We start from the raw sequence: 15,603 nt of genomic DNA, 5'->3' as shown, positions 1-15,603 counted from the left end.
TAACGAACTTTATTTTGTATATAAAGGAGGACAATATGAGTGAATCTATTGAACAACCCCAATCCAAAATAGACGAAGCCAAAAATAAAGTCATTGGCTCTATTGCTGAAACTATGGATTTATATGGGGTTACCCCTGCTGCTGCAAATTTATATGCGACCATGTACTTTAAGGATCAAATGACACTCGATGAAATGCGTGAGGAACTCGGGATGAGTAAACCGAGTATGAGTACCAGTGTACGTAGGCTCCAAGAGATCAAAATGGTAAAAAAAACATTTACCCCCGGTTTTAGAAAGCACACTTATGCAGCTGAGAAAGACTTCTTCCGTTCATTCATGGGGTTTTATTGTCAGATGTGGGAACGCGAAGCGAAAATGAACTTGGACGCTATTGAAGAAGCACAAGAAGATTTCATAGATGTCATAAAAGATTCCAATAGTACACCAGATATCGTTGCAACAGCAAAGAAACACTATGACCAGTTAGAAGAATCTAAAACGTACTATCACTGGTTAAATGACTTAGCTGAAAGTATAAGAAGCGGTAAGATATATGAATTTTTACCGACAGATCAACAAGATTAAGTTGAGAGATCCTATTAGGTAGTCTATGGTAGAGAACCTATAGACTACCTATTCATAAAACAATGTCCCACTCTTACATAGAAAGAGATGGTTTCATTTTGCACTAACGTTAAATAAATTCTTAATATATTTAATATTGGTGCATGAGAATGAATATAAAAAAAGGAGAGTTTATTACAATGAACATGGGGAAAAAAGGACTTAGTTTTATTTTGGCAACCCTAATGGTTGCTGTACTCACTGCATGTGGAAGCACTAGTGGGGAATCAGAGGAAAAAGATCCAGCATTAACAATTGGTCAGATTAATTGGGCTGAAAATATTGCAGTCACAAATATGTGGAAAGTCATTTTAGAAGATAAAGGTTATGACGTAGAGTTAAACAATTTGAACATGGGTACAACAATGGAAGCGTTAGAAAATGGCGAATTAGATGCCAGCTTAGAAGTTTGGCTACCAGTCCAGGATGCTAACTACTTAAAAGAATATAAAGATACGGTTAATTTCTCAGAGGCTACTTGGTATGATAAAGCAAAAGTAGGACTTGTTGTTCCATCCTATGTAGAAGAAGTAAATAGCGTAGAGGATTTAAATGAACATAAAGAACTGTTCGAAGGCGAAATTATTGGGTTTGACCCTGGCGCAGGTACAATGGAAGTAACGCAACAATTAATTAAAGACTATAATCTTGATTATGAATTGCTATCAAGCTCTGAACCTGCAATGTTAGCTGAAATTGGTAAAGCAGTAGAAAAGAAAGAACCAATCGTAGCACCACTTTGGAGCCCACACTGGGTATTCTCTAAATATGACTTAAAATTTCTTAAAGATCCGAAAAACACATTCGGTGGTGTAGAAAAAATTCACCACGCAACAAGACAAAAGTTTGCAGAGGATTTTCCAAAAGTAAGTCAATGGTTTAAAAATTGGAAGATGAATGACCAACAAATTGGTGAGCTTATTAGCTATGTAGAGGATAGCGAAGAGCCTATTGACGGAGCAAAGAAGTGGGTTGAAGAGAACCAAGAACTGATTAATGAATGGGTAAAATAAAAACCTAGAAGTAAGAGATAAAGAAGTTAGCCTCATATTTATTATGGAGGCTAGCTTCTTTTGTTTATTTGAAAAGTGAAGCCATTTCTAATATATAACTATAGATGAATCGCAAATCCTTCTTTTTAAAATGAGTTGGATCTTGTCACAATTTTACTAACCAACACGCTTAGAAAGGACCAAAAAATCCCCGCCTAAACCCTCGGCGAAAACCACGTACATATCCTGGTCCAACTCCAGTTCTGAATCCACGTCTAAAACCGCGACGATATACTTGTATTGGACGAACAGAACGAGGTCTAAAAAGTGGCATCATTATCCCCCCTTCCTTACATGTAATAACTTATGTAGTTAAAAAGTGAGTTGTATAGGTTAGGGACTAGTTTTATAATGATTATCTTACTTTAATCTTTTTAAGGGCTATTTAAAAGATTAAAGTAATAAAAAAGGCTTCTCAGCAAATGAGAAGCCTTTTTTATTCAATGTTAGCAGTTCATTCAATAGATCATCTAGATGTGCTCTAAATATCCCCAACCGAAAGTTATCTCGTATGTTCATCAAAGTTGACAGTTTCTTTTAACTCATTGTCTTCGTCAATCGTATGACTACTGGTCATCTTTTTCACAAATTCCTTAACGGTTTTGACACTCATGCCAGACTCCCAGTATTCCGCAATTTCAGGAGTCACTTTGACCAATATAACATTCGGGTCATCGGCGGATATATTCAACACTTTTTCGGTAATTTTATTCCAGAATTCTTTTTGTTTATTTTCATCTTGAACAAATTCAGCAGTGCCACTGATCGATACATAGGATTTACCTGCGTATGCTAGGTTGACTGCAGAGTTATGGTTGATATCTCTATATTTCTCTGTATCTTTTTCTGTAATGAACCAGATCTCTTCTCTATCCATTTCTACTTCCTGTGTTTGCATCGGGCGGGACATTAGCTTACCTTCAGGGGATACCGTAGTCAGCATCGCTACCTTCTCATCTTTAATCAAGTCCTTAATTTTCTTGATGGCTTCCTGGTTTTCTGATGTTTGGTTAGACATTAATGTTTCCCCTCCTTTTGTTCTTAAGAAGTTTGTTTTCTTCTTTCTAAAAGAATTCCTATATCTCATCTTTTTCTTCCTTTTCCCTGATAAACACAACATCACACTATTTGTAACCCTTTTCACCAAACGAATTTGATGTGATTTAAGTGACCTTGAGAGAAATCGAGTTGGTTCCTAGATAGAGCTACGGGGACAGGTTCCTTGGTCAAATATATAAAAAGCTTCTCCCTAGGTCGAAGCCTAGGGAGAAGCTTTTTTAATGTTAGCAATTAAGAGGATACTTTCATCTTTTTTCTACACCTTAGTTTTCATATGATTTCAATCGATAGGTTTTGGCATATAGTCTCCCCCGTACTATTGCTCTAAACCTGCTACCCCGAAGCCCCCGGCTCCAGAATGAGTCGAAATCATACCGCCCGCTTGGATCCATCTTATATTGTGGAACCCGTTTTCTTTGCCAACCTCATTCATCCGCTGCTTGATCTTTTCATCAAGCCCTTTTGAGTAGATAAAATAAAGCTGCTTTCTATCGATGTTGAATTCATTTAAGTAATCAATCAAGAGTTTTTCAGTAGCTCCACTCATTTTCCCGCGGTACTTTTTTGTAGACATAAGTTTTCCATCCTTCAACTCTATGCATGGCTTTATTTTCAACATCGTTCCAATCAGAGAAGCCATATTGCTTACTCGTCCTCCAGCTTTAAGAAACTCAAGGCTGCCTGGGATGAAAGCCAGCCTTGATTTAGGAACGATTGCCTCTATTTTTTCAACTAAATGTTCCGGTTCAATGCCAGGTTCTTTTTTTAAAACTTTAGCAGCATACAATACAACCGCAGCTAATCCTCCAGTAACGTTCAAAGCATCAATGAGAAAAATGTCTTCAAATTCTTCCGCAGCAATGACAGCATTTTGAAAAGAGGAAGACGCTTTTGATGTATAACCAATATGTACAATGATGCAATCTGGGAAATTCTCTCTTATATTTGCAAAGAACTCTTGATACTCATGAGCATTTGTGGAGGTAGTAGAGGGTATTTTCTTCGTACGTCCGTAATAATCATAAATATCCTGGACTGGCAGATAACCGTCTAAATAATCTTTTCCATCCATAATAATGTGCATGGGAACTACTTGAATATCGTACTTTTCAGCTAAATCACCAGGTAAGTCCGCACCGCTTTCAGTCGATAAGATGATTCTCCGCATTCTATTTCCCCCTTGGTTATATTAAAGTCGGCGTTCACTCTTCCTACATTATGTTTTAATTATACATGAGAGAACCTTATCAGCAATGTGATAACTTTTATTTACCACTTTTATTGCACATTTTTGGGATTTGATTTCGAAAACGTAGAGATTCTTACATCTAACCTTCAATCCCCTAAGGAAACTAAATAATCCTATTCTGAAGGAGAATACATAGGGATTTCTTATTATCAAACTCCGATTTGTGATATTCTTGAAGTATATTGGAACATTTTGTCGCGGAAAAGGTAAAGGAGCTGAGGAAGCATGGAAAACTTCTATTCTTCTACGCTTGAGCATTTGGAAAAAACATTCATGCCGCATACCTCCGAATATCAGCGCTACATCGATTTTCACACGATGAGAGAAATGAAGCAGGTTATTAAAAGGAAACGCCCTGTTTATTACGATTTGCATATACAAGAATTGGTAGAGATGAACATGAGATATATTTTGGATGGATGTTGGAACGGTGTCTTTTTTACCGCAGTTATCCCAACTTCCGATACGTTCAAGGCGACCATCGAGGTGTACGGGAAGCCAGCACAAACTCTGCTTGGCCGGTTTGAAATGGGAAAAGATAAGGCATTTTCCCCTACATTTGTGAAAGAAGAATTCATGAGAAGAATAGGGTTCAGAGACAGATTGCGTGATTTTTCGAAGGCTTTGTTTACGTATCTGGATTCCTACGTGGAGCGCAAGGAAAGTGTCGGGGAGAACACCACTTCGGACCCCGCCGGAGAAGTGGTCCTAGAAGGCTGGGACTTCCCCTTCCTCCAGAACCATCCTGATCTCCAAAAAGAGTGGGCGTTTTTAAAGAAACGGACAGCGAAACAATTCAGACGTATGGAAGAGCTCGATATCGAAGATCAACACGCCCTTGAGACGATGATGGACAAAGACGTTCCGAACTTCATCGAATCGTTTCAGCAATTGTCGGATGTCACGAAGGAAGACCGGAAAGATGAACTGTTGCACACGATGCACGTTTTGCGTACGTTCATTGAAACACTTGAGCGAAAAGAAGAAGAAAGTCATGAGCAGAATTTTGCCAGAAGCAAGGGGATCATTTCATCCAAGTATTACAAGGAAGACGAGAATTTCTTTTCACAGAAATCAAAAGATGTATAGCAACTGGACGCTTTGTTTTTCCAGAAACCAACTAATGGCATATAGGAGGTATGGACATGAGTGAAAATTCTCTCCATAGAGACAAAGAGGCTGAAATGAATGATCAGGACCTGAGAGAAGCGATGACTCTTATTGAAAAAGAAGATATCGACCGCTTGAACGAAGAGGCCAAAGCTTACGCGGAAAGGTTCGAATCCTCCAAGGACGACTCCCTTTCAGAAGTGATGAGAGAACTCGAAGATCTCGGAGAAATGGAACAGCGCGTTGCAGGTGAGACGATGGAAACGTTGAAGCGCCCGGTCAACGATCTTATGAGCAAAAGCAATAACGACATTCCAGAAACATTGAATGAACTCGAGGCAATCGTGTCGGACCTTGATCCGAAGCGCACAGAAGGCAATGGCGTGCAGCGATTCTTCTATAAATTAAGCAAGAAGAAGCCAATTGAACGCTACATGAAGAAGTATGAAACGGTAGACTCAAAGATTGATACAGTTGTTCGTAGTCTGCTGGCGGGAAAAGATCGTCTTGAAGAAGATAGTGTAGAATTACAACTTATCAAAGAAAACGCCCAGAAGCGTATTTATGACTTGGACAAGCAAATCTATCTTGGGAAGAAGCTGTTTGAGCTTTTAAAAGAAAAAGAAGCTACGGGCGAATACGATCAGGCGCTACTAACAGAAGGAAAAGAGAAGATCATTACACGTACGAGAAACATGACGCAGATGAAAAGTGTGTTGCATCAAAGTATTTCTTCTGTGGATATTATCAAGAAAAACAATGAAAAGCTGAAGGAATCGATTCGTAATGCGGTTACGCTGACGAAAAATATTATTACTGTCTCAGCTTCGATCCAGCTAGCTTTAAATAATCAGCGGAAAGTGATCGACACGGTTAACGGTGTCAATAAAGCAACCGAGGAAATGCTACTCTCCAACTCTAGGAATCTAAAAGAGAATGCGGAAGAAACAACTCAGATGATGGAGAATCCGGCTATCAGTATGGAAGCTCTTCAGGAGTCTTTTGATAACGTATTCGAAGCACTTAAAACGACAGAGCACTCGTCCGATCGGATCATTGCGTCGAGTGAACAATTCATTGAAGAGATGGATGCTTTGAACGAAAACGTTCGGAAGAAATTATCACAGACTAGTAGTCATACACAAAGAGCGCTTCAGGAATGAAGCGCTCTTTTTTTCTAGCTAATAAACATTGAGAAAATTAATTCATATAACGATGTTCCAAAAGACTTTTTAAAATCGAGATTTCCTGTAATAATTCCTCGCCTACATTTGTTTCTTGTACCTTTTTTCGCTCTAGTTCTTCATCTACCAATCTTCTTACAGATAATACATCAGTACCATTTTCCAAGACATCCTCTTTTGACGTGAATTGTTTATGAGCGACAATCTGCATGCCATATGAATTGAAAAGGAGGGTGTAACCGGCGATACCTGTTGTGGACTGATAAGCCTTGGAGAAACCACCGTCTATCACAATCATTTTCCCATTTGCCTTTACAGGATTTTCACCTTCAATTTCCTTTACGGGAGTATGCCCATTAATAATATGGCCTTGGTCAGGGTTTAAACCAAAATCTTTTAAAATGGTACGACAAGTTTCTTCCTTTTCACGTAAATGGTAATAAGGATTTTTGATCTCTTTATGCGTATGTTTATCCTTAATAAAATACCTTTCAAAGGTAGTCATTTCTTTTTTTCCAAAGAGTGAGGAATATTTTCCGGCCCACAAATACCATATGATATCTGTTGCTAGATCATCTGTTTTTTCAGGATGTGCAAAAGCATGTCTTACGTACCATTCAAAAACATCCAATAATTCTCGACCTGCATAGGTTTTATCCCCTATTTTCATTTCTGCCATATTACCCTCATCATCTAATGGGATGCATCCATGAATCAGTAAATTGCCATTATACTTCAGATACAAACTCCCTTTTTTCATTAGGAAATTCATATGTCTTGCCAACTTTTCTGAATGCTGGACAGAAAATAACAGTTTATCTATTACCTGTTCCTCTTCCTCCAACAATGCTGCGGGCTGTTTTGGATCAACTGTTGCAAAACACGTATTGTCTAGGGAATACATGTTACCACGGATCGTTATATCGTTGCGATCATAATCAACCTTCTCAAGTAAAAGCCTTCCTTCCATATGAAAATCTGAACGTCTTTTAATGATCGGGCTTTCAAGTTTAAACTGAATCATCGCAATGGCTTGATGGATTTTTGTGATTTGTATTTGTTCATAATCAGACATTTCTTCACCAGCTTGTAGTTTAGGCCTAAAAGCTGGATTATCTTCGTAATATTTTTCCGCCAGATTAAGAAGTGGTCTAAGGTTGATGCCGTACGCATCCTCGATAATATCCAGGTTGGCGTAGCGAGCACAAATTCGAATAATATTAGCAAGGCACACTTTTGACCCAGCAAAAGCGCCAATCCATAATACATCGTGGTTTCCCCATTGAATATCAACTGAATGATAGTTGATTAGTGTATCCATTATTTTATCTGGTTCAGGACCGCGGTCATATATATCACCTACTACATGAAGGTGGTCAACAACCAGTCTTTGTATGGTATATGAAAGACCAATGATGAGCTTCTCGGCTTGTCCAAGAGAGATAATTTGTTGGACAATTTTTGTATAATATTCTTCTTTATTTAAATGATCACCCGTTTTATACAATAACTCTTCAATAATAAAAACAAACTGTTTTGGTAATGCATTATGTAATTTCGTCCGTGTGTACTTTGATGAAACGTAGGGGATGAGTTTAATCATATGGTCGATTATTTCGGTGTACCACTGATTTAACTCTTGTTCATTATTCATACTAACCTTGATTAACTTTACCTTTTCTTCCGGATAATACACTAATGTGGAAAATTCATTGATTTCTTGATCAGTTAATTCATCCTTAAAAATATCTCTTATTTTTTCTTTTACTTTTCCTGCACCATTCCTTAACACATGTTGAAAAGCTTGATATTCTCCGTGCAAGTCACTAACAAAATGCTCTGTCCCTTTTGGAAGGTGTAAAATAGCTTCTCGGTTAGCAATCTCTGTAACGATTTGTTCCTCATTATCATACCTTTGAGCTAATAAATCTAATAGTTTCGAATCCAACTTACTCAATCCCCCTAATCCTGTTTGAGTATCAATCACCAAAAATTCCGTTACTACTTTTATTATAAGTCAGGACCCATACTTAGAATAGATTCAATAGTTATAGTTTCAATTTCCTCCTTTGAATAACCTCTAATATTAATGGATCTATGCCAGGTTACTCCCGGCACTTAACGCAAAAGAGGCCGCTACCCTTTAGTAATAGCGACCTCTTCCTTTTATAATATGGAACTTAAAAACGCTTGCGTGCGCTCTTCCCTAGGATTTTCAAATATATCATTCGGTGCTCCGCTTTCTACGATTTTGCCATCATGCATGTACACGACTCGGTCCGCTACTTCACGTGCAAACCCCATCTCATGTGTAACCACAACCATCGTCATTCCCTCATGAGCGAGGTCCTTCATCGTTTGGAGAACCTCCCCAACAAGTTCAGGATCCAGAGCAGAAGTTGGTTCATCAAACAGCATGATTTCTGGTTTCATGGCCAATGATCGTGCAATGGCAACACGTTGCTTTTGTCCACCAGAAAGTTTAGAAGGATAAACATCGGTTTTATCCCCTAATCCAACTTTCTCGAGAAGTTCATTTCCTTCATTAATAGCTTCTGATTTTGCAACCTTCTTCACCTGTGTCGGTGCTTCAATAACATTTTCAAGCACCGTTTTGTGAGGAAATAGGTTGAAATGCTGAAAGACCATACCAATCTTTTGACGAACTTGGTTGAGGTTTTCTTTCTTCGGATTTACTTCGTCTCCCCACAAGAAGATTTCTCCACTGTTCTTCATTTCTAAAAAATTGAGACATCGTAGCAATGTACTTTTTCCAGAACCACTGGCTCCAATCAATACAACCACTTCTTTTTCCTGTACTTCAAAATCAATATCTTTAAGTACATGTAAGTCTCCAAAATATTTATTTAGTTTGTTTACTTCTATCATATTGTTACCCACGTCCATCACCCTCCTGGATTAATCACTTGCCGCCATTTTCTTTTCAACTACATTCATAAGCAACGTAACAATAAATACGAGAATGAGGTACCAAATCGCACCTACAAGTAACCAAGTCATATAATCAAATGTGTTAGCACCCTTTGTGGTTGATACTCCAAATAACTCGGCTACTCCAATAAAGGCAGCAAGAGATGAATCCTTCAATCCGATAATAAATTGGTTTCCTAGTGGAGGCATTGCACGACGAAGAGCTTGAGGTAGGATAATACGTCGCATAGTAGTAGCCCGATTCATACCAAGCGAGCGCCCTGCTTCTGATTGCCCTTTTCCAATGGATTGGATAGAGCCACGGAAGATCTCAGCAATATAGGCACCATTGTGGAAGGCGAGTCCTAATGCAGCTGACCAAAAAGCATTAATCATCCAAATTTCAGTTAACCCATAGTAGAAGATAAAGATTTGAACAATTAAAGGCGTTCCGCGAACTAAATAAATATATGCGTTTGCAATCCATTCTAAAGGCTTGATATTTGAGATCTTAAGAAAAGCAAAAAATAATCCAATAAAAACTGCAATAAAAATCGAAATGACTGTTAATGCAAGCGTCCATTGTGCTGCTTTTAAAAATACATCACTACTATTTAGCAAGGTTTCAAAAAAGTCTATCATGCCCTTCAACTCCATTCATGTCAAAAAGAGTACGCGTTCAGCGCACTCTTTTTGACTTCATATATACACTCATTAAGCTATTACTCTGGTTTTGTTGTTATATCAGAACCAAAGTACTTTTCACTTAACTTCTTAAGCGTGCCATTCTCACGAAGCGTCTCTAGTGCTGCATTAATATCTTCAAGTAACTTTTCGTTTTCTTTTGAAACCGCAACAGCTTGTTCACTGCGATCAATCATCTTCTTCCCTTTAATATCAAGACCGTTTTTAATAGCTTCTTTACCAGTTAAGAAATCTGTGATTACAGCGTCATGGCGTCCCTTAGAAAGAGATTGCAAGGCGACAACATCACTGTCATATGTTACAACATTGTCTGATACTTCTTCAGCATAAGTACTATACGTAGAACCTTTTGATACAGCGATCTCTTTACCTTCTAAGTCCTCAAGACTTTCGAAGTCACTACCTGGACGGGTAAACACCTGAGCTCCTGAATAGTAGTAAGGAGTCGAGAAATCTACTTTCTTCAAACGCTTTTCGTTAATTGTATGACTCGCAACTGCAGCATCCACACGTCCTGATTTAACACCTTCAACAATGGAAGCAAACTTTAGTTTTTGCTGATTTGGTTCCAGGCCAAGTTCTTCTGCAATGGCATTACCGACCTCAATATCATATCCAGACATTTCACCGCTCGCATCTGTTTTACTGAATGGAGGGTACTCTCCAGAAGATGCAAATGTTAATTTTCCGTCTTCAACTAATGTATAATCTGAACTGCTAGCATCACCGTTAGAGGTATCATCAGATCCACATGCGGCCATCATGACCAATAAAATACTCGAAACGATCATAAGTAATAATTTTTTCATCACACTAATTCCTCCCCTGAATTCAATTGTTTATTTCTGTATAAGCGAGATACTCTTTATTATACTTATTTTCAAAGTTTTCCCAAAATTTAAAATTATCCAATGTCCTCTGAAAAACTTTAAAAGATTATCCTCAAAAGAAGATAGTACGTAATTCCTTATAAATTCGTGTAAATCCTTAAAAATAATAAATAATATTCGAAGATTGCCTATACAAAGGACTCACACAAGATTGTCACGAACGCTATTCGACACAATTCGGGTGGTGACAGGCACTTACACAGGGTCACAATATTTCCCACTTGCATCAAAATGAAAGAATAATAGATTATATTAAACTATATATAAATTGTAAGCGATTAATTGGCTGATGTTACCGTTTCCACCGGGTTTGAAATTATTCAGATTATAAATAATAATCTGAATAATTAATATATTTGGAGGGTTGCGGTTATCAGTATTACAATCAAAAATGAAAAGAAAATTTATTCAGTTACTGGAAACGAAGTTCTTGGCTCTCTTCCCTTGATGTCACAAGAGGAAATACACGATAAAATAAATCACGCTAGTGAAGCCCAACAGAGTTGGTCGGAAACCGAGGTATATAAGCGGGCAGATATTTTACACGAATGGGCAGAGCAATTAGTAGAAAGAAAAGATCACATCGGTGAGGTTATTTCTAAAGAAGTAGGTAAAAACCTCGCTTCGGCTGTCAAAGAAGTTGTACGGACAGCAGATCTAATCCGTTACACTGCTGAGGAAGGTTGCCGCATCCACAGTGAAATGTTGAAAGGGGATTCTTCCAGAGGCGGATCATCAAGCAAACTGGCCATGGTGGAGCAGGAACCACTCGGTGTTGTCCTCGCAATATCTCCATTCAACTATCCGGTTAACTTAGCAGCTTCCAAAATTGCTCCCGCACTCATCTCTGGAAACGTCGTTGTTTTCAAACCAGCTTCACAAGGTGCATTGAGTGGTCAGCTGATGATCGAAGCTCTGCTAGAAACAAATCTACCTTCTGATACAATTCAATTTGTGTCCGGAAAAGGTTCAGAGATTGGTGATTTTCTCGTTACACACCCGAACATTGATATGATTACATTTACGGGGAGTACAGAAACAGGACAGGACATATCCCAAAAGGCAAAAATGATTCCCGTTGTATTAGAACTCGGGGGTAAAGATCCTGCGATTGTTCTAGAGGATGCTGAACTTGACCTAGCAGCTGAACACATCGTTAGTGGTACTTACTCTTATTCAGGTCAACGTTGCACAGCAATTAAGCGTGTTCTAGTAGCTGACACTATTGCTAATGATCTAACAGAGAAAATTAAGCGGAAGGTTGAAGATCTCTCGGTCGGATCCCCTGAGGAAAATGCAACAGTGACTCCTTTGATCAATAACGATGCAGCTGACTTTGTGCAACATTTGATCGATGATGCCTTAGAAAAGGGTGCAGAGCTCATTACAGGAAATAGACGTGAAGATAATTTGGTTTATCCAACGTTACTAGATCATGTAAATTCAGATATGGATGTGGCATGGGATGAACCTTTTGGGCCAGTCCTACCGATCATTCGTATTAAAGAAAAGGAAGACTTCGTATCGCTTTCCAACCAATCCGAATACGGTCTGCAAGCAAGTATTTTTACAAAAGATGTTCAGAAGGCGAGAGAAATCGCTACAAAACTGGACGTAGGTTCAGTACAAATGAACGCAAAAACAGAACGCGGCCCTGACCATTTCCCATTCATTGGAGCTAAAAACTCCGGACTCGGCTCACAAGGAATACGCCGCAGTATTGAATCAATGACACGCGACAAATTATTCGTTTTGAATCTCTAACATCAACACTCAATGGTTCCTGGTAAGTCTATCAATGTAATGCTTATCGGGGACCTTTTTCATTATTATTAGATTAGTTATTTAAAACAGTGATGTTCCTATCAAAAATGAAGCCTATTCAATAATTAAAGGTCTTCATAGTCTTGGAAGATGATGTACTAAAAAAGAGGCTTCTCATAAGTTTGTTCGACTAATGAGAAGCCTCTAATAATATTTCACAATGTTAGCACTTTATTAGTACAATTATAAATTAAATTTTAATTAAGTCCTAAGTTAAATCCGACATAAAGATAACCAATTAATTATTCTTAGTAATTCTTAGTAAATTTCCTACAGAATAGTATGGTTGTACTGCCTAATAAAGAATAAGCTCAAACAGTGCCTTCATCCAAAAAAGATGAGGAACTGTTTGATTTCACTTCATCGCTATTCTAAATATTTGATCCCTGAAAGTGTTAAATGGGATTCTATCAATCTTTTAATAATATTTTTATATTATTACCGGAAGGATCTTTAACAGATATTTGATAATTGTCTTCCCGATAATTGTAACCTAACTGTTCGAGATTCAATTTTGCACTTTTATACTCTTCTTCAGTAAAATGAAGGGTAAAATACTTTAATCCTAATGCATTTTCCGGAGGTGCAGGCAACCCTTTTCCTGCCCAAATGTTCATCCCAATGTGATGGTGGTATGCATCTTTGGATACAAAAAGCATATGAGTGTCTTTAGCAACAATATCAAGCCCAAGTGCTTCCACATAAAATTTCTCTGATTCCTCAATGTCTGACACTTGTAAATGCATATGTCCTATTCTTGTTCCGTTAGGTAAACCATTCCACTTACCTTGTTTTGCTTCTGATAATAAATTGTCAACATCTAGTAAGGCTGTTCCTCCAACATAACCTCCGTTTTCGTTTCTTATCCACTTATTGGAGTCTCTGTCTACGTATATTTCTATACCATTATTATCTGGATCAGCTAGGTAAATCGCTTCGCTATATTGATGGTCGGATGCCCCCTGAATTGGATAACCATCTTCCACTAAATGTAATAATGATAAAGCTAAATCTTGTCTAGTAGGAACGACAATTGCGAAATGAAATAAACCGGTCGTTCTACTCGGTCTCTTAACAAAAGACTCCTCTTCTTTTAATAAAAGTTGTGGTACCACACCATCTGCTGTAAGTTTTGCTGTTTTTTCATCTCTCTCTAATACCTTAAACCCTATCATTTCTTGGTAGAACTTCAAAGAATGTTCTAGGTTAGAAACTTGTAACTGCACATATCCAACTCGAGGTTCTAAGACCCCTGTATAGGCATCCATACTCATGACTTCGTTGAGACCCTCCTTTTTAAGAAAGAAAAATAATGAAAACGTTAATATAACAACAATTATAATCACTAAAACTGTCTTTATACTTTTGCTCTTGTAATCCAATAAGTCCTAGCCCTTCTATGATTGACTTGTTAATTCATTCTTACTTTTGAATAAATATTTATCAACAGAGTATAACTTACTTCCATTAAGTAATAAATACGCAGAGATTACTAGTAATGCAAGGTCATAGGCGTAACCTCCAATAAAACCTGCTGCTAATTGAACTTTAATAATTGCACCTACTAGTAATAAGACAAATATTCCTCCAAAGATGCGAGTTCCTAGTCCAATTATCAATGCAATACCACCAACAACTTCAATACTTGCTACTATATAGGCCAAAAATCCAGGTAAGCCAATACTATCGAACCATCCAGCAGTATTAGCGATGCCACCTTGAAATTTTTGAGTACCATGTCCTATAAAAATAATTCCTAAAACAACTCGTAATAACAATACACCAATACCTTCTTTGTTTATCATTTTTTATTCCTCCTATTGAAATAAGTTTATTTTTATCTGAACGAATAACTAGCCTATCCCTTACTAAATGTACCTCCCTCCCTTTTAAACCTTACTTAACATTCATACTAAGGTTAAGTTACAAACGTTTGTTTTATCTAATAGGGAAAAAGTATTCATATTAAGAAACAAACTGCTAAAAAAAGAGAATCAGCATGTTTTGTTTCCTAATACGAATAACTGTTACATATAAATTAACAACATGACTTATGGACTGTCAATACTTTTTTTGCTAATATATATATAAGTTTCTTAACAGAAAACACACAGAGGTGATGAGGTTGGATATAGGGACAAAAATTCGTGCAATAAGAAACAGGAAAAATATTACAATTACACAAATGTGCGAAGCTACAGGACTTTCTAAAGGATTCATAAGCAATGTCGAAAACAATAATACATCACCGTCAATTAACACACTAAATACAATTGCGGAGTTTCTGAAGGTACCTTTACCTTACTTATTATTAGAAAAAAAACAGCACATGCGTGTCGTTCGAAAAGATGATAGAAGAACCTCATCGTACAAAAATTTAAAAATTGAGCATCTAACCTCAAAAGGTCCGTTACAATTGAGGATCGTTGAATCGCCACCCGGGGTTGCCATTGGAGAAGATGAATCTCATGCACACGAAGGGGAAGAATGCCATTTAGTGCTAGAAGGAAAAGTTTTAGCTGAACAAGGAGAAGACTCTATCATTGCAGAAGAAGGCGATTCCTTTTGCTGGAATGCAAGTGTTCCACATACTGTGAAAAATATTGGAGATACAAAATCAGTTATCCTAATCGCCATTTATTCAGATACAAACTTAGATGACTTGCTATAAGGCATTACGGCGAGGCATATATACAAAAGTTGGATAGGTTTAGCAAAGATAAGATTAGCTTTACCTATCTTTTTTTACTACAAGTATCAAAATTACAAATCTCTCTGCTGCCTTTATACCTTCATATAACTAACTACTTGGTCATTTCCCACTATACTTTCTTCATGTGTTAGTGGGCAATTCCTTATTCGAACCAAAAGTTATTCCATAATCTGTTCCTTTTAGAGAAAAGTGATCTAATTGAAAATAATCACTGTAATCAAGCCCTTCCATAACAACAATCAAAAGAGGCTTCTCAAAAG

14 protein-coding genes are annotated in these 15,603 nt (G+C 37.5%); 6 read left to right on the top strand and 8 right to left on the bottom strand.

The genetic code is table 11. From position 1 onward, the window contains the following. Window positions 1–35 precede the first annotated feature (35 nt). Together cudC and H514_RS0107030 are read left to right on the top strand one after the other, a co-directional pair. The gene (gene cudC, locus H514_RS0107035) at window positions 36–587 is read left to right on the top strand and encodes a choline uptake/conversion transcriptional regulator CudC (RefSeq protein ID WP_027446329.1); all 552 of its coding nucleotides are present in this window, start codon (window positions 36–38) and stop codon (window positions 585–587) included. Between the two features lie 179 nt (window positions 588–766). Continuing rightward, window positions 767–1,639, top strand: coding sequence for a glycine betaine ABC transporter substrate-binding protein (locus tag H514_RS0107030; protein ID WP_027446328.1), 873 nt, complete (start codon window positions 767–769; stop codon window positions 1,637–1,639). A gap of 541 nt (window positions 1,640–2,180) precedes the next feature. On the opposite strand, the gene H514_RS0107025 is transcribed toward H514_RS0107030, so the two are convergent. Together H514_RS0107025 and H514_RS0107020 are read right to left on the bottom strand one after the other, a co-directional pair. Then, window positions 2,181–2,696, bottom strand: a complete 516-nt coding sequence (locus tag H514_RS0107025; protein ID WP_027446327.1) for a pyridoxamine 5'-phosphate oxidase family protein — start codon at window positions 2,694–2,696, stop codon at window positions 2,181–2,183. Window positions 2,697–3,053: 357 nt separating this feature from the next. After that, the gene (locus H514_RS0107020; protein WP_027446326.1) at window positions 3,054–3,905 is read right to left on the bottom strand and encodes a DegV family protein; all 852 of its coding nucleotides are present in this window, start codon (window positions 3,903–3,905) and stop codon (window positions 3,054–3,056) included. Between the two features lie 306 nt (window positions 3,906–4,211). Here H514_RS0107020 and H514_RS0107015 point away from each other — a divergent pair, with 306 nt between their 5' ends. Continuing rightward, complete coding sequence (locus H514_RS0107015) at window positions 4,212–5,075, top strand: hypothetical protein (RefSeq protein WP_027446325.1); 864 nt, start codon at window positions 4,212–4,214, stop codon at window positions 5,073–5,075. 56 nt (window positions 5,076–5,131) lie between these two features. Then, a complete protein-coding gene (locus H514_RS0107010) occupies window positions 5,132–6,259 on the top strand; it encodes a toxic anion resistance protein (RefSeq protein WP_027446324.1) in 1,128 nt (375 codons plus the stop codon). A gap of 37 nt (window positions 6,260–6,296) precedes the next feature. On the opposite strand, the gene H514_RS0107005 is transcribed toward H514_RS0107010, so the two are convergent. The 4 genes from H514_RS0107005 to H514_RS0106990 all read right to left on the bottom strand — a co-directional run bounded on the left by H514_RS0107005 (window position 6,297) and on the right by H514_RS0106990 (window position 10,725). Then, window positions 6,297–8,228, bottom strand: coding sequence for a fructose-bisphosphatase class III (locus tag H514_RS0107005; RefSeq protein WP_027446323.1), 1,932 nt, complete (start codon window positions 8,226–8,228; stop codon window positions 6,297–6,299). A gap of 218 nt (window positions 8,229–8,446) precedes the next feature. Then, entirely contained in the window at window positions 8,447–9,169 is a 723-nt protein-coding gene (locus H514_RS0107000; RefSeq protein WP_154657349.1) for an amino acid ABC transporter ATP-binding protein, read from the bottom strand. A gap of 30 nt (window positions 9,170–9,199) precedes the next feature. After that, on the bottom strand, window positions 9,200–9,853 hold the full coding sequence (locus H514_RS0106995) for an amino acid ABC transporter permease (protein WP_036842019.1): 654 nt from the start codon (window positions 9,851–9,853) through the stop codon (window positions 9,200–9,202). 80 nt (window positions 9,854–9,933) lie between these two features. Continuing rightward, a complete protein-coding gene (locus H514_RS0106990; RefSeq protein ID WP_027446320.1) occupies window positions 9,934–10,725 on the bottom strand; it encodes a transporter substrate-binding domain-containing protein in 792 nt (263 codons plus the stop codon). 435 nt (window positions 10,726–11,160) lie between these two features. Between H514_RS0106990 and H514_RS0106985 the strand changes: the two genes are divergently transcribed. Next, window positions 11,161–12,570, top strand: a complete 1,410-nt coding sequence (locus H514_RS0106985; protein ID WP_027446319.1) for an NADP-dependent glyceraldehyde-3-phosphate dehydrogenase — start codon at window positions 11,161–11,163, stop codon at window positions 12,568–12,570. A gap of 470 nt (window positions 12,571–13,040) precedes the next feature. On the opposite strand, the gene H514_RS0106980 is transcribed toward H514_RS0106985, so the two are convergent. Next, on the bottom strand, window positions 13,041–13,904 hold the full coding sequence (locus tag H514_RS0106980) for a VOC family protein (protein ID WP_231566563.1): 864 nt from the start codon (window positions 13,902–13,904) through the stop codon (window positions 13,041–13,043). Window positions 13,905–14,027: 123 nt separating this feature from the next. Then, window positions 14,028–14,435: a DoxX family protein gene (locus tag H514_RS0106975; RefSeq protein ID WP_027446317.1), complete on the bottom strand. Its 408-nt coding sequence runs from the start codon at window positions 14,433–14,435 to the stop codon at window positions 14,028–14,030. Between the two features lie 320 nt (window positions 14,436–14,755). On the opposite strand from H514_RS0106975, the gene H514_RS0106970 reads away from it, so the two are divergent. Then, the gene (locus H514_RS0106970) at window positions 14,756–15,301 is read left to right on the top strand and encodes a helix-turn-helix domain-containing protein (protein WP_027446316.1); all 546 of its coding nucleotides are present in this window, start codon (window positions 14,756–14,758) and stop codon (window positions 15,299–15,301) included. Window positions 15,302–15,603 lie beyond the last annotated feature (302 nt).

The sequence above is a fragment of the Pontibacillus marinus BH030004 = DSM 16465 genome (genome assembly GCF_000425225.1).
Lineage (GTDB): Bacteria > Bacillota > Bacilli > Bacillales > BH030062 > Pontibacillus > Pontibacillus marinus.
The sequence above is the reverse complement of the archived record's forward strand: the minus strand, read 5'-3'. Positions and strand labels throughout refer to the sequence as shown.